The sequence below is a fragment of the Flavobacterium tructae genome (assembly GCF_001853485.1).
Lineage (GTDB): Bacteria > Bacteroidota > Bacteroidia > Flavobacteriales > Flavobacteriaceae > Flavobacterium > Flavobacterium tructae.
In genome coordinates this window covers 391,008-405,188 of the sequence record NZ_MIKE01000023.1, presented here as the reverse complement: position 1 = coordinate 405,188, position 14,181 = coordinate 391,008, and the positions used below count along the sequence as shown (strand labels likewise).

Here is a 14,181-nt window from a genome sequence, read left to right as displayed (position 1 = left end):
TCAGTCATCAAAATCAACAACTCGGTATCATTTAATTTTAAAAGAATAAAATCCGATATACTTTTGAAGTATAAATTAAAAGGAATAGAGAGATAGAAGCTAAGAATTAGAAAATCAAAACCTTTGAGCCTTTGCCACTCTGAACCTTTGAACCTAAAAAAGAGAGTTTTAATCATCAATAAAAACTTAGATTATCAAAATTTAAAATATTTAACAACTTTAAAAACAAGAAATCATGACCAAGATTATTACCATTATTACTTTATTTATCTGCAGTTTAATATCTGCACAAACACAATTTGAACAAGGAATGGGGAAAGCTTTCGGGCTTTGGAAAGAAGGAAAAAATACGGAAGCTTCGGCTATGTTTGAAAGAATTGCTGCAGCAGAAAAAAACAGTTACTTGCCAAATTACTATGTAGCCTTAATCAATACTACAGCTGCATTTTCTGAAAAAGATAAAACAAAAATTGATTTGCTGCTGACGAAAGCGCAAGATGCACTGGATACGGAATTTGTTAAAGATCAAAATAATGCCGAATTATATGCGATGCAGGCTTTAATCTATACAGCCTGGGTGGTAGCAGATCCGATGACAAACGGAATGAAATATTCGGCTAAAGTGATGGAAGCTTATGCAAAAGGAAAAGCGATAGACCCGAATAACCCGAGAATTGTTTTTGGTGAAGCGGATTATCAGATAGGAGGAGCAAAATGGTCAGGAGTTGATACCAAACCGTTATGTGCACAAGTGGATAAAGCTGTCGAACTTTTTGCTACTTTTAAACCAGCGACACCTTTTTCTCCAAAATGGGGATTAGAAAGAGCTTTGGAAACGCAAAAGAATTGTAAAAAATAATTTAATACCAAAAGAATAGAATGAAAGATCATAGAAACTCGTTTGCTGAATTAAAAAGTGGAACCCTTATGTGTTTCAAGATTTCTATGGTCTTTACCGTTTTATTCTGCGCTTTTTTAGGTACCGATTTAAATGTTGAAAATGTATTGCTAACCTTCGGGATAAGCTGCCTTTATTCTTTTGGACTGGGCTTTGGTAACGGATTTATTAACGTTCTTTTAGATAAAAAGTGGGATTGGCTGGAACAAACAAACCTAAGGGTGTACTACGGAATTTTGATTACTATATTGTATACCGTTCCGGTTGTTTTGGGAATCAATTATGTTGTTTGTGTATTTGTTCAGCATCTTCCGCCGGATCAGTTTTTTAGTGAAAGGATGATTTGGGCTCACCTATTTTATGTGATTCTGTCTCTCGGAGTATCCACTTTCATGCAGGCCCGAAGCTTTATGGTGAAGTGGAAACAGGCATCCAAATTTGAGGTAACACAGCAAAAAATTATTGCAGGAACGGCTAATGCTAAATTTGAAAGTTTAAAAAATCAAATAGACCCACATTTTCTTTTTAACAGTTTAAACGTTCTTAGTTCTTTAATTGAAGAAAATCCGGATAATGCACAACGATTTACGACATCTCTGTCTAAAATCTATCGCTACGTTTTAGAGCAAAAAGATAAGGAGCTGGTTTCTGTTGAAGATGAATTGTCGTTTGCTAAAACCTATATGAATTTGCTTAAAATGCGATTCGAGAACAGTTTGTTCTATGAATTACCAACGACAAATATTAATCCCGATGCAAAAGTAGTTCCGCTATCCTTGCAGCTTTTATTAGAGAATACGGTAAAACACAATATCGTTAGCGAACAAAAACCGTTGCATATCAGGATTTTTGTAGAGGGAGATTATCTGGCGATACAAAATGATTTTCAGAAGAAAGAAGTGTTACAGGACAGACAGGGAGTAGGGTTGCAGAACATTGTTAACCGATATTCAATTGTAACCAACAGAAAGGTTCTGATTGAACAAAATGAGGAAAATTTCACCGTTAAAATTCCAATTTTAACCAAACAAATTACAGTTATGGAAACAAGTGCAGAATATAGCGACGAAAATAAAGCTTATTTCAGAGCTAAGAAAAGAGTAGAGGAACTAAAAGGTTTTTACGGTAACGTAATTTCATATTGTTGTGTGGTACCATTTTTAATTTTTATAAATTTGAGGTACTCTCCTGGATTTCAATGGTTTTGGTTCTCGGCTTTAGGCTGGGGGTTTGGAGTTGTCATGCATGCTTTTAAAGTATTTGGGTACAGCTCAGATTGGGAAGAACGAAAAATAAGAGAGATTTTGGAACGCGAAAACAAACAAAAAAACTGGAAGTAGCCATGGAAAAGGATTTTATAGAAGCAGAACGTTTTTATCAGGCCAAGAAAAAAGTAAAAGAAATTAGAGAGTTTTACGAGCACCTGGCAGTTTTCATTCTAGTAAACATTATTGTGATAGCTGTAAATCTTATAACCTCGCCTGAATATTTATGGTTTGTCTGGTGCGTTTTGGGTTGGGGAGTAGGAGTAGTCATTCATGGACTGACAGTATTTGATATCCCGCCTTTTTTCAGTAAAGATTGGGAAGAGAAGAAAATCAAAGAAATTTTGGAAAAAGAAAAATTAAGAAAACCTGAGAATAATTATGGAAACTAATTTTAATAAGGAACAGGAAGATTTCGAACTTCAAAAGATGGCAAGTAAAAAGGTGGTGAAGTTAAAGGCTTTTTACACCCATGTGATTTTCTACAGTGTGGGTCTTATACTTTATATTTTAAAAGATTATTTTGGACTTCCACTTAATATTTTTCCTGTACAATATCTGAACGGATTTGTCATGTGTATCTGGACCACTGCTTTTGTAGTATCGGCGATAGATATATTCGCTTCCTTTAAAATTTTTGGAGAAGAGTGGGAAGAGCGTAAAATGAAGAGCATCTTAGAGAAAAAAGAAAAAAAACAAAAATGGGAGTAGTCATGGAAGTAAATTTGAATGAAGAGGATAAATATTACCTCGCAAAAAAGAGAGTGGAGGAAATCAAAGGTTTTTATGGCAATTTAACGGCATACGTTATTGTAAATCTTGTTCTGATTTTTATCAATCTTTATACATCACCAAGGCATTTATGGTTTTACTGGCCCTTAATGTGGTGGGGAGTCGGAGTGGTTTTTCACGGTTTGAAAGTCTTTAAAGTGTTTCCGGTTCTCGGAAAAGACTGGGAAGAGAAAAAGATCAAAGAACTGATGGAAAAAGAGAGAGAAAATAAAAATAAATGGCAATAATTAAAGTAAAATGAGACGATATAGAAGAGACAGGTACGAAGTTTACAGAGATGAAATTAGTACAGACGAAAGCTATAATTTAGCGTACAGAAAAGTGAAAAAAATCAAAGGCTTTTACACACACTTAAAAGTGTATTTGATTGTGAATGCCATCATTATAGTTTCTAATTTAAACAGAGATTATTTCAGCCATAGTGTTTATGAAAATGGATTGTTAGACTGGCGTACTTATTCGACAGCCATATGCTGGGGAGTAGCTTTAGCCATTCATGCTTTTACCGTGTTTGGCCCTGATATTTTTTTTAGCAGTGAATGGGAACAAAAAAAGATCCAAAAATATATGGAGAGAGAGGCACAGAACAATAACACAAAATGGCAATAATTTTTAAATCAAAATAATATGGGACAGTTTAGAAGACAGATGTACGAAGAGTATTCGCATGAGTTTAGTACAGACGAAAGTTTCAATTTGGCATACAAAAAAGTAAAAAGAATTAAAGGCTTTTATTCGCATTTAAGAGTTTATATATTGGTGAACATTATCATCATTGTTTCAAGTCTGAATCAAAGTTATATAGGTGATCATTTTGTCATTAGAGGATTCCGTGATTGGGAAATTTATTCGACTGCATTTTTTTGGGGAATTGCTTTAGTGATTCATGGAATTTCCGTTTTTGGCCCTGATGTTTTTTTTAATAGAGATTGGGAGCAAAAGAAAATTCAAAAAATAATGAAGAAAGAGGCTGAAAATAAAAATAAATGGAAGTAATTTTAAACTGAATTTTTAATTTTTGCATCTTACGAAATGACCACATTAATTATAGAAGACGAAAAACCGGCAGCAAGATTACTACAACGAAAACTCGAAAAATTAGATATTGCTGTAAAGACCATGTTACATTCTGTTGAAGAATCCGTTTATTGGTTTGAAAATAATGAACATCCGGATCTCATATTTCTGGATATTCAATTGTCTGATGGTTTATCGTTTGAAATTTTCGAAAAAATAAATATTCAGAGCGCCATTATTTTTACCACGGCTTATGATGAATATGCCTTAAAAGCATTCAAATTAAACAGTATCGATTATCTTTTAAAACCAATTGACGAAGATGATCTGGAGGTTGCTGTTGCGAAATTCAAAACCAGATTGCCAAAAACAAGTTCAGAAAATTCAAATTTGCAACTTGATTTTGAACAAATTCGTCAAATGTTGTCAAATCCCTTTGAAAAGAATTATAAAAAACGATTTACAGTTAAAATCGGACAGCATTTAAAGGTCATTACAACAGACGAAATTGAGTGTTTCTTTAGTGAAAATAAAGGAACCTACATTCATACTTTTGATAATAGAAATTATTTAATCGATTCGACTTTAGAAATCCTGGAGCAGGAAATCGATAAAAAAGATTTCTTTCGCGTTAGCCGAAAATTCATTGTTCCGCTTATCGCGATAAAAGAAATTCAGGTGTACACCAATTCACGTTTAAAGGTAATTTTACCTACCTATAAAGAGGATGAGGTAATTGTGAGCCGCGAGAAAGTGCAGGACTTTAAAAACTGGCTGGGGTAAACATATTTGATAAATGTGTCGTTCCTACGGAACTTTTTTGTGGGTTGAATTTATTTTTCAATGGATTAAAATCCATTGCTACAATATTTGTCATTCCTTCAGAATTTTATAATGTGCTTGAACAGCTTCAATGATTAAGACAGAGAGTCATTGGCTCGATGTTATTTTGTAAGTGCGGATTTTAATCCGCTTTAAAAAATAGGTTATCAATATGGAGAGCCGTAGGTTTGGTCCATATTCTAAATTATAATGTGTTGAGAACAGCTTCAATGATTAAGACAGAGAGCCATTGGCTCGACGCATTTTGTAGGAGCGGATTTTAATCCGCTTTAAAAAATAGGTTATCAAATATGGAGAGCTGTGGGCTCGGGTCATATCCTAAATAAAAAAGAGCTGGGATTTTCCAGCTCTTTCTATATAATTTAAGTTATTATTTACTCAATCGGTGCAAAGTGTAGGTCATGGCACTCAAAAGGAAAAAAGCCATAATTTGATGAATTAATCCTAATGCTAGAGGAACACTGTATAAAAGTGTAAAAACGCCCAGTAAGAACTGAATGAAAACAAAAACAAGAAGAACGTTGATTCCCTTAGATTGATTTCTGGTAAGAGAAAATTGAGTTCCTTTGTAATATAAGAAAAGGATAAGAGCCACTACTACATAAGCAAAAGTTCTATGTACAAACTGAACTCCGCTTTTTCCTTCGATTAAGTTTTTAACCAAAGTAGATTGTTCAATAAAAACCGAATCGTGAATAAATTGTCCGTCACTCATCAAAGGCCAGTGATTGTGTATTAAACCGGCATTAAGACCTGCTACAAATCCGCCGTAAATAATTTGAATCAGTAAAGCGACAAGAGCAATTCTTGCGATATTACGAAGCGGAATTATTTTGTAAACATTGCGTTCCGGATAAATTAAATCTAAGGCAACCCAAAGTGTATAAGCAAAAGTAATAAAGGCAAAAGTAAGATGAAGAGAAAGTCTGAAATGACTAACATCCGGATTGTCGATTAATCCGCTGCGAACCATAAACCAGCCTAAGAACCCCTGAAAACCTCCCATTGCCAAAAGGACAATACATTTGTTTATGGTTGGACGATCGAGTTTTTTTCGAATTAGGAAATACACAAAAGGAACAAAGAAAACCAGTCCGATAATACGACCGATAAAGCGGTGAAACCATTCCCAGAAATAGATGAATTTATAATCTGAAAGCTGAAAATCGTTGTGAATATTAATTTTTTGGTACTCCGGAAATTTCTTGTATTGTTCAAATGCTTCATTCCATTTTGCTTCTGTCAGTGGAGGAAAAGTATCTGTTACCAAATGCCAGTCGGTCATGGATAAACCTGAATTGGTCAGACGGGTAATTCCGCCAACGACAACCATTAAAAATAACAAAACACAACCTGATAGCAACCAGATGATTACTGATTTATTTTCTTTTTTCATTTTATAAAATAATACTTAATTCTTTATACTTTTTTTAAGCCTAATTTTTCAGCTCTTTTAATCACAAAATCATAAGCAGCCTGATATTCATTTGGAATGTCACCTTCGAGAATTGCTTCTTTTACAGCTTCTTTCAAAATTCCGATTTCTCTTGAAGGCTTCAAATCAAAGATTTCCATAATTTCTTCACCGGAAATGGGCGGTTGAAAATTACGAACATGGTCTCGCTCTTCGACTTCAACGATTTTCTTGCGGACGATTTCGAAGTTTTTATGGTATTTTTTAAACTTTGACGGATTTTTGGTGGTGATATCTGCCTCACACAAAGTCATTAGATTTTCGACATCCTCACCGGCATCAAAAACCAAACGTCGAACTGCACTATCGGTTACGATGTCGTCAGCCAAAACAATAGGACGTGAACTCATGATAACCATTTTTTGCACAAATTTCATTTTGTGATTCAGTGGCATGTGCAGACGCTCGAAGATTTTTTTAGTCATCTTCCCACCTAAAAACTCATGCCCATGAAAAGTCCAGCCCTGTTTTTTATTGAAACGTTTTGTGGGTGCTTTTCCAATATCGTGCAATAAAGCCGCCCAGCGTAACCAGACATCGTCTGTATTCGGGCAAATATTATCAACCACTTCGAGTGTGTGATAAAAGTTGTTTTTATGAGTATGACCTTCAATTTCTTCGACCTGATTTAATGCCGTTAATTCAGGTAAAATTAAATCTAAAAGTCCCGTTTTGTATAATAGTAAAAAGCCGGTTGAAGGTTTAGGAGTGGAGAGGATTTTGTTTAATTCGTCAACAATTCTTTCACCTGAAATAATTTTAATGCGATCGGCATTTTTTGTGATGGCATTTAATGAATTTACTTCTATTTCGAAATTCAATTGTGTGGCAAAACGAATTGCACGCAGCATGCGCAGCGGATCATCAGAATAAGTGATGTCCGGATCTAAAGGGGTTTTGATGATTTTGTTTTCTAAATCAGACAAACCATTAAAAGGATCAGAAAGATCTCCGAAGTTTTCTTCGTTTAATGATAAAGCCAAAGCATTAATCGTAAAATCACGACGGTTTTGATCGTCTTCCAGGGTTCCGTTCTCCACTACTGGATTTCGGCTGTCTGAACTGTAAGATTCTTTTCTTGCTCCGACAAATTCAATATCGGTATCTTCAAAACGAAGCATGGCAGTTCCATAAGTTTTAAAAACCTGAACTTTTGGTTTATTAGGAAGTAAATCAGAAACTTTAAGTGCCAATTCGATACCGCTGCCTACAGCAACAACATCAATATCTTTTTTAGAACCTCTGTTTAAAAGTAAATCCCGAACAAAACCTCCGATGACGTAACTGTCAACGTTGAGTTCCCGGGATGCCTTCGAAATGATATCGAAGATTTTATGTTGTAAAGCAGTTTTATAATTTGTTTGTATAGCCACGAATTCACTAATTTTATAAAATAATACGTTTGTATTCAAGTGAGACAGAATTGAAGTTCGCTAAAATTGCTAAATGCGTTTTAGAAACTTTGAGATAATTAAGACATTGTGAAATGTATTTTGGATGTAGAAATTCACTCGATTTTACTTCAAGTATAATTTTATCAAACAAAATAAAATCAGCATAAAATTTGTGATTTAGTATTATGTCTTTATAGTTTACCAAATATTCTTTTTCTCTTTCAAATGGAATATTCGCTTTCTTAAATTCATATTCTAAAGCATCTTTATATACGATTTCAGAAAAGCCTCCACCTAAATTTCTATGAACATCAAATAAAATTCCTATTATTTGATAACTTTCCAGCTGGTACAAAATTTTTGTCATGATCTAAATTTTTATCTGCCACGAATTCACGAATTAATTTTAAAAAAGTTAATTCGTGAATTCGTGGCTATTATTTAGAATACAACTTTCAATTTTGCATTGAAAATGTTTTTGGAATTTTATGGTTGCAAATTTACAACATAGAAAATGCCTATTATAATCTAAGGCTCACTTTTTTAAATAAATTCACAGTTTGAGCGCTGGGATTTTATTAATAGAAGTATGGCTACCATGAATTACACGAATTTTTGCGAATTAGATCGGGAATAGAAAAATAAATTAGCGAAAATTCGTGGCAAAAAAATATTTAGTAATGTGAAGAGGTGAAACAACTCACGGATTTTATTTAATTAATTTAAAAAAGTTAATTCGTGAATTCGTGGCGAAAAGGAACCTTTATAATGCGATCGAACAAATCAATTCAGATCTGTTATTTTTAAAATTTCAATTTGTATTTTTGGAGTATATAAAAATGTACACATGAAAATTGTTATATCGCCTGCAAAGTCATTGAATTTCGAAAAAGAATTACCTACTACTCAATATACAGAACCTCATTTTTTAAAAGAAGCACGTGTAGTTCATAAAATCTTAAAGACTAAAAAACCTGCTGAGTTATCTGAATTAATGTCGATTTCAGCTAAGCTATCAGATTTGAACTGGAAAAGAAATCAGGATTGGAAAACACCATTTACACCTGAAAACGCCCGTCCGGCAGTCTATACTTTTGATGGAGACGTTTATACGGGTTTAGATGCTTATTCTATTCCGGTGGAGAAACTGGATGTTCTTCAAAGCAAACTTCGAATTCTGTCGGGACTTTACGGAGTTTTGAAACCATTAGATTTAATGCAGGCTTACCGTCTGGAAATGGGAACAAAATTGCCAGTTGGGGAGTATAAAAATCTGCACGAGTTTTGGAAACCAACTGTGACAAAAGCATTAAATAGAGAGTTATCTAAGGGAGAGCTGTTCGTCAATTTAGCGAGTAACGAGTACTTCTCTGCAGTAGATGTGAAAGCTTTAAAAGTTCCTGTGATCACACCCGACTTTAAAGATTATAAAGACGGAAAACTCAAAATGATCAGTTTCTTTGCCAAAAAGGCAAGGGGGATGATGGTGCGTTATATTATTGATACTAATGCTGAAACTATTGAAGACTTAAAAGGATTTAATTATGAAGGGTATCAGTTTGATGGTAATCTTTCGAAAGGAAATCATTTGGTATTTACCAGATAGTTTTTTTTAAGGTTCTAAGTGACTAAGATGCTAAGTTTCTGAGATTTTTTGAAGAGCAGTAGGCTCGAATCATATTGTAGGGAGGGATTTTAATCCCTTTATGATGGATCAAATATATTTAAAAGAAAAACGCCGAATTCGATTTTTGAATTCGGCGTTTTTACGTATTATAAATCAATTATTATTAATGCATTGCATCAGCAGGATTAATCTTGTTTTTTCCTTTTTTGATTAAAAGAATAATTGGAATACAGCATAAGAACATAATTCCCAAATACATGAAAATATCCATATAAGCCATTACGGTACTTTGTTTCATTACAGAATATTCAATGGCTTGGTAAGCTTTTTTCAGAGCAACGTCTGCGCTATATCCTTTAGACATAAAAGCTCTTTGCATTCCTGCAATACGCTGCTGTACTTCATATTTTGCAGGATCTAAATTGGTTAGTAAGTTCACTCGGTGTTCCTGTCCTAAACGAGTAATAAACGTGGTGATAATGGCAATACCAAACGAACCTCCTAATTGTCTCATCATTCCGGTAAAAGCAGCTCCTTCACCAATATGTTTTCCTTTTAAGGTAGATAGAGAGAGTGTAGTAATAGGTACGAAAAGTAATCCCAAACCAATTCCTCTTAGAATTAAAGGCCAGTACATATGTTCAACTCCGGTATCAGGAGTCATACGGGTCTGCATCATAAAGGTAAAGAAAAAGAATACCAAAAATCCAACTCCCACCATATATCCCTGAGGAACTCCTCTCTGAATCATGTTCCCCACAAAAGGCATCATGATTGCTGTGGTAATAGACCCTGGAATCAATAATAATCCGGCATCTGTTGCGGTCCATCCTAAAATAGATTGTGTGTAGATCGGGATAATTAAAGTCGATCCGTACAGACCGAAACCAAGAATGAAACACATTACGGTTCCTATTCTAAGATTTCCATCCTTTAGAACACTTAAGTTTACGATTGGATGTTTATAAGTGAGCTCTCTCCAGATAAATAAGACCAATCCTAAAACCGTAACCACACTTAAAGTTATGATAGTTGAATCGTTGAACCAATCGTCTTGTTGCCCGTGCTCCAGAACGAATTGTAAAGACCCGATAAAGGCTGCAAGCAATATAATTCCCCACCAGTCAACCTGATTGGCTTTTAATTTTTCTCCATATTTAGGGCTTCTTACGAACGTTAACGCTAAAATTGTAGCGATGATCCCCAATGGAATATTAATGTAAAAAATATAAGGCCAGGAGTAGTTGTCTACTAAATATCCTCCTAATGGCGGTCCTAAAGTTGGTCCAACAATTACTCCCATTCCGTAAATAGCCTGAGCCATTCCACGTTTTGCTACAGGATAACTTTCGGTGATAATGGTCTGTGCGGTTACCAATAAGGCACCTCCACCCATACCCTGAACAAATCTAAAAGCTACCAGTTCCCAAATATTGGTGGCGTTTCCGCATAAAAAGGAACAGACTGTAAATATTATGATAGAAGCCACAAAATAATTACGTCTTCCAAATTGTTGCGAAAGCCAGCTCGTCATCGGAATTACAATCACATTCGCAATGGCGTATGCTGTAATTACCCAGGCCACATCAGTTAAAGTAGCACCAAGGCTACCTCGCATGTCTGTTAGTGCTACGTTTACAATTGTCGTATCTACAATTTCAAGCAAGGCACAAAGTACTGCCGTAATCGTAATGATGACACGTCTGTATCCGTATTCTACTAAATCTTCGTCTGCTTGTACTGCTGCCATTATTTTATTTTAAATGTACATCTACATCAACATTCATCCCTGGTCTTAGTAATTTTACTTTCTCCGGATCGTTTGATTCGTCTAAACTAATTTTTACTGGTAATCTCTGAATTGTTTTTACGAAGTTACCTGTTGCATTATCAGGAGGTAATAAAGAAAAACGTGATCCTGTTGCAGGAGAAAAAGATGTTACCGTTCCTTTAAATTCATAGTTTGGATAAGCATCAACTTTTAGACTTACTTTTTGTCCGGCAACCATTTTGTTCAATTGTGTTTCTTTAAAGTTAGCCACAACCCAAGCTTCATTGTTGTTGATGATGTAAAATAAAGATTGTCCCGGTTGAACTAATTGTCCCGGTTGAATATCTACTTTAGAAACCTGACCGTCAATTGCAGCAGTTACAACCGTATAGCTAAGGTTTAAATGAGCAACGTCTAACATTGTTTTCGCTTTTTTGATATTAGCGGAAGCTACTTCAGTTTGTTTGTCAGAAACTTTTGATTTCGATTGAATTACTGATTTCTGGTAAGAACTAGCTCGTTGTTGATCTTGCAAAACACGTACCTGGTTTTCAGCTTCTTCTTTTGCAGATAGAGCCTGTTCGTATTGTTGTTTTGTAATCGTATGTGTTTTGTATAAATTATTGTAACGGTTGTAATCGTTTGTAATTTGTCTTAATCTGATTTTTGCGCTTTCGATAGAACCTGTTGCAGATTTCATTTGCGCATCTGACACAGAGATGCTTGCATTAGCGCTTCCAATATCAGCTTTTGCAGCTTCGTATTGTCCTTCAGCACCTAATAAAGCAGCATTAGCCTCATCGATTTTTAACTGGTAATCTCTTTTATCAATCGTAAACAAAGTATCCCCTTTTTTTACAAAATCATTATCTTTAACGTATACTTTACTAATATATCCCGATACTCTTGGAATAATCGGATTCATTTTTTTCTCGATTTGAGCATCGTCCGTTTCTTCGTGAGCTAAAGAGTGCATGTACTTAGTTATTCCGTAAGTTCCGCCCACTAAAACCAAAACGGCTAGTATAATGATGAATTTAGTATTTGTTTTTTTCTTTTCCATGAGAGCTGTCGATTATATTTTAGAAAGATTGAATGATTGTGATAATTGTCCGGATACCGAAAGTAATTCGTAATATTTTTGAATGATAGTAGCTTTTGATAGTGCTGTATTTATTTTAGCGCTTAATTGTTCAACGTCAGCTTCAACCAAATCATTAGTATCTGATAAACCATTGTCAAACTTATCTTTTACAAGTCTGTAATTTTCACTTGCTTGTTGAAGAGCTTCATCGTAAACCACACTTTGATTTATAGCCAGATCATAATCTTCAATTGATTTTTGAACTTCAACTTTAATACGGTCCGTCATTACAGCCTCACTATTTTTAACTTCCATAGCTTTGCTTTCCGCTACTCGTACATGAGCACTGTTTTTGTAAATTCCGGATAAGTCATAAGTTAAACCTAATCCAAAGTTCATAGCATATCTTACCGTTATAATGTCTTTAAGGTCCAGAGCTGTATAACCGCCAAGTAAGGCTAATGTAGGATAATAGGCTGCTTTTGCTACTTTTATATTTGACTCAGTAGCTTTTTGCTGCAAACGAATTGCTTCCAAATCTTTTCTGTTTTCAAGAGCTATTGCATCTGATGTTGGTGCATTGCTTGTTTTTAAGTTGAAAAAATCAGCTTCATTAACCTGCAGTTTCGTGTTGGGGTCTAACTTTAATAAAGTGGTTAGATAGAAGTTGATATTGTTAAGATTATTAGTCGCTTCATCAATAGATAATTGCGTTTTTGAAACCAGTAATTGAGACTTTAATAAATCATTTCTTGGAATAATTCCATTCTTCTCCAATTCGGTAAAATCAGTAACACGTTGTTTCGCACTTTTTTGGTTTTCATTTAAAACATCTAATGTTTTTTGAGCTTTATACAAAGCAGTATAATAGGTAATTACTTTTAAAGCAACATCCTCTTTTGTTTTTGCAGCTGTAGCATTTTCCGCTTCGTATAAGTTATCGTAGGCTTCAATACTATTCTGAATTTTGAATCCTGAAAATAAAGGAAGGCTCAAAGTTGCCATTCCAAACATTGCTCTGTCCGGAGATGCAATAGAGGCATTTTCACTTTGATTTGGCATACTAATCGATGCCTTCGTAAGACGTTGGTATTGACCGGAAATTTTAATATCCGGGTATTGATTGTCTTTTACGCTTTTTAATTCGTATTTTTTTGTGTTTACCTTAGTGTTGGCAAGTGTAACTTCGTTACTTTTTTCCCAAGCCATTTGTACGGCCTCGCCTAAGGTTAAACTTGTTTTCTCTTGTGCTTCTATTGACGAAATTCCGATGAAGAAAACCCCAAAGAGCATTAATTGACTAATTTTCATAAACAAGTAGCGCTTTTATAGTTTGTTGAATGTGCTTTGTAAGACTGTTTTTGATGTACTCGTTGTACATCTCTTCTGTTTTTAAATTTAATAGTTCCTCAAAAAAAGGTCTATTCATGTGAAAGTGAAAAAAGGTTCCAATAATGGTAGGAGTAATGAGTGGAATAATTACATCTTTTCTAAAAACTCCTTTAGACTGACCCTGTGCAATAATACTTTCAACCGATTTTAAATTTCCTTTTTTAAGTTCTGTGAAGGCGATCATACTTTTTTCTCTTTTTTTAGAGTTAAGCTCGAAGTGTAATACTCTGAAAATCCCTTTGTTACAGCTGATTCTTGTAATGTAAATTTCGATTAATTTATTGACTTTATCGAGAGGTTCGATATTTTCCTGTAATAAATTTTCAAGCTGAAGCTTTAAATCGGCAGTTTTGTAGATAATAAGGGCTTCTAGTAGTCTTTCTTTAGAGCCAAAGTAATACGAAACCATTGCAATATTAATTTTTGCATGTTTGGAGATATCCCGTATCGAAGTCCCTTCAAATCCTTTTTCTGAGAATAGCTTTTCAGCAACTTCCAGAATTTGAATTTTTTTATCGTTTAATTCGAAGTCTGACATGGTATTGTTTCTAATCGGGTACAAAATTAAACAAGTGTTTAAATTAAACAGTTGTTTAATTTTATTTTAACAAAATATTAACACGG

The 14,181-nt window shown here is 34.3% G+C and carries 16 protein-coding genes; 9 read left to right on the top strand and 7 right to left on the bottom strand.

The genetic code is table 11. The features are described 5' to 3' along the window. The first annotated feature begins 235 nt into the window (after positions 1-235). Genes BHE19_RS12670 through BHE19_RS12635 form a run of 8 tightly spaced genes read left to right on the top strand, consistent with a single transcriptional unit; the run spans position 236 to position 4,755 of the window. Positions 236-859 carry a hypothetical protein gene (locus BHE19_RS12670; RefSeq protein ID WP_017495236.1) on the top strand — a complete coding sequence of 208 codons (624 nt, stop codon included), beginning with the start codon at positions 236-238 and terminating at the stop codon, positions 857-859. A 20-nt stretch (positions 860-879) separates the two neighbouring features. Continuing rightward, the gene (locus BHE19_RS12665) at positions 880-2,238 is read left to right on the top strand and encodes a 2TM domain-containing protein (RefSeq protein ID WP_070907422.1); all 1,359 of its coding nucleotides are present in this window, start codon (positions 880-882) and stop codon (positions 2,236-2,238) included. Between the two features lie 2 nt (positions 2,239-2,240). Further along, positions 2,241-2,555, top strand: coding sequence for a 2TM domain-containing protein (locus tag BHE19_RS12660; protein ID WP_070907421.1), 315 nt, complete (start codon positions 2,241-2,243; stop codon positions 2,553-2,555). Then, complete coding sequence (locus tag BHE19_RS12655) at positions 2,545-2,874, top strand: 2TM domain-containing protein (RefSeq protein ID WP_017495239.1); 330 nt, start codon at positions 2,545-2,547, stop codon at positions 2,872-2,874. Before BHE19_RS12660 ends, BHE19_RS12655 begins: the two co-directional genes overlap by 11 nt. A 2-nt stretch (positions 2,875-2,876) precedes the next feature. Further along, on the top strand, positions 2,877-3,182 hold the full coding sequence (locus BHE19_RS12650; protein WP_233431378.1) for a 2TM domain-containing protein: 306 nt from the start codon (positions 2,877-2,879) through the stop codon (positions 3,180-3,182). A gap of 10 nt (positions 3,183-3,192) precedes the next feature. Further along, positions 3,193-3,564, top strand: coding sequence for a 2TM domain-containing protein (locus BHE19_RS12645; protein WP_070907419.1), 372 nt, complete (start codon positions 3,193-3,195; stop codon positions 3,562-3,564). Between the two features lie 18 nt (positions 3,565-3,582). Then, positions 3,583-3,951: a 2TM domain-containing protein gene (locus BHE19_RS12640; RefSeq protein WP_017495242.1), complete on the top strand. Its 369-nt coding sequence runs from the start codon at positions 3,583-3,585 to the stop codon at positions 3,949-3,951. A 36-nt stretch (positions 3,952-3,987) separates the two neighbouring features. Further along, complete coding sequence (locus BHE19_RS12635; RefSeq protein ID WP_070907418.1) at positions 3,988-4,755, top strand: LytR/AlgR family response regulator transcription factor; 768 nt, start codon at positions 3,988-3,990, stop codon at positions 4,753-4,755. 430 nt (positions 4,756-5,185) lie between these two features. Here the strand turns inward: BHE19_RS12635 and BHE19_RS12630 are convergent, their stop codons facing one another. Genes BHE19_RS12630 through BHE19_RS12620 form a run of 3 tightly spaced genes read right to left on the bottom strand, consistent with a single transcriptional unit; the run spans position 5,186 to position 8,050 of the window. Then, a complete protein-coding gene (locus BHE19_RS12630) occupies positions 5,186-6,211 on the bottom strand; it encodes a COX15/CtaA family protein (RefSeq protein WP_070907417.1) in 1,026 nt (341 codons plus the stop codon). Between the two features lie 23 nt (positions 6,212-6,234). After that, positions 6,235-7,662, bottom strand: a complete 1,428-nt coding sequence (locus tag BHE19_RS12625) for a CCA tRNA nucleotidyltransferase (RefSeq protein ID WP_070907558.1) — start codon at positions 7,660-7,662, stop codon at positions 6,235-6,237. A 13-nt stretch (positions 7,663-7,675) separates the two neighbouring features. Then, positions 7,676-8,050, bottom strand: a complete 375-nt coding sequence (locus BHE19_RS12620) for a GxxExxY protein (protein WP_070907416.1) — start codon at positions 8,048-8,050, stop codon at positions 7,676-7,678. 480 nt (positions 8,051-8,530) lie between these two features. Between BHE19_RS12620 and yaaA the strand changes: the two genes are divergently transcribed. Further along, on the top strand, positions 8,531-9,289 hold the full coding sequence (gene yaaA / locus BHE19_RS12615; protein WP_070907415.1) for a peroxide stress protein YaaA: 759 nt from the start codon (positions 8,531-8,533) through the stop codon (positions 9,287-9,289). A gap of 184 nt (positions 9,290-9,473) precedes the next feature. Here yaaA and BHE19_RS12610 read toward each other — a convergent pair whose 3' ends face one another. The 4 genes from BHE19_RS12610 to BHE19_RS12595 are packed head-to-tail and all read right to left on the bottom strand — an operon-like array spanning position 9,474 to position 14,095. Then, the gene (locus BHE19_RS12610; RefSeq protein WP_017495248.1) at positions 9,474-11,060 is read right to left on the bottom strand and encodes an MDR family MFS transporter; all 1,587 of its coding nucleotides are present in this window, start codon (positions 11,058-11,060) and stop codon (positions 9,474-9,476) included. Positions 11,061-11,064: 4 nt separating this feature from the next. Further along, entirely contained in the window at positions 11,065-12,144 is a 1,080-nt protein-coding gene (locus BHE19_RS12605; RefSeq protein ID WP_070907414.1) for an HlyD family secretion protein, read from the bottom strand. Positions 12,145-12,156: 12 nt separating this feature from the next. Then, entirely contained in the window at positions 12,157-13,476 is a 1,320-nt protein-coding gene (locus BHE19_RS12600) for a TolC family protein (protein ID WP_070907413.1), read from the bottom strand. Then, on the bottom strand, positions 13,466-14,095 hold the full coding sequence (locus BHE19_RS12595) for a TetR/AcrR family transcriptional regulator (protein ID WP_070907412.1): 630 nt from the start codon (positions 14,093-14,095) through the stop codon (positions 13,466-13,468). The genes BHE19_RS12600 and BHE19_RS12595 overlap by 11 nt, the downstream gene beginning before the upstream one ends. Positions 14,096-14,181 lie beyond the last annotated feature (86 nt).

Coding starts and splice junctions, on each gene's coding strand:
- BHE19_RS12670 (WP_017495236.1), top strand. CDS start 236: ATGACCAAGATTATTACCATTATTACTTTATTTATCTGCAGTTTAATA.
- BHE19_RS12665 (WP_070907422.1), top strand. CDS start 880: ATGAAAGATCATAGAAACTCGTTTGCTGAATTAAAAAGTGGAACCCTT.
- BHE19_RS12660 (WP_070907421.1), top strand. CDS start 2,241: ATGGAAAAGGATTTTATAGAAGCAGAACGTTTTTATCAGGCCAAGAAA.
- BHE19_RS12655 (WP_017495239.1), top strand. CDS start 2,545: ATGGAAACTAATTTTAATAAGGAACAGGAAGATTTCGAACTTCAAAAG.
- BHE19_RS12650 (WP_233431378.1), top strand. CDS start 2,877: ATGGAAGTAAATTTGAATGAAGAGGATAAATATTACCTCGCAAAAAAG.
- BHE19_RS12645 (WP_070907419.1), top strand. CDS start 3,193: ATGAGACGATATAGAAGAGACAGGTACGAAGTTTACAGAGATGAAATT.
- BHE19_RS12640 (WP_017495242.1), top strand. CDS start 3,583: ATGGGACAGTTTAGAAGACAGATGTACGAAGAGTATTCGCATGAGTTT.
- BHE19_RS12635 (WP_070907418.1), top strand. CDS start 3,988: ATGACCACATTAATTATAGAAGACGAAAAACCGGCAGCAAGATTACTA.
- BHE19_RS12630 (WP_070907417.1), bottom strand. CDS start 6,211: ATGAAAAAAGAAAATAAATCAGTAATCATCTGGTTGCTATCAGGTTGT.
- BHE19_RS12620 (WP_070907416.1), bottom strand. CDS start 8,050: ATGACAAAAATTTTGTACCAGCTGGAAAGTTATCAAATAATAGGAATT.
- yaaA (WP_070907415.1), top strand. CDS start 8,531: ATGAAAATTGTTATATCGCCTGCAAAGTCATTGAATTTCGAAAAAGAA.
- BHE19_RS12610 (WP_017495248.1), bottom strand. CDS start 11,060: ATGGCAGCAGTACAAGCAGACGAAGATTTAGTAGAATACGGATACAGA.
- BHE19_RS12605 (WP_070907414.1), bottom strand. CDS start 12,144: ATGGAAAAGAAAAAAACAAATACTAAATTCATCATTATACTAGCCGTT.
- BHE19_RS12600 (WP_070907413.1), bottom strand. CDS start 13,476: ATGAAAATTAGTCAATTAATGCTCTTTGGGGTTTTCTTCATCGGAATT.
- BHE19_RS12595 (WP_070907412.1), bottom strand. CDS start 14,095: ATGTCAGACTTCGAATTAAACGATAAAAAAATTCAAATTCTGGAAGTT.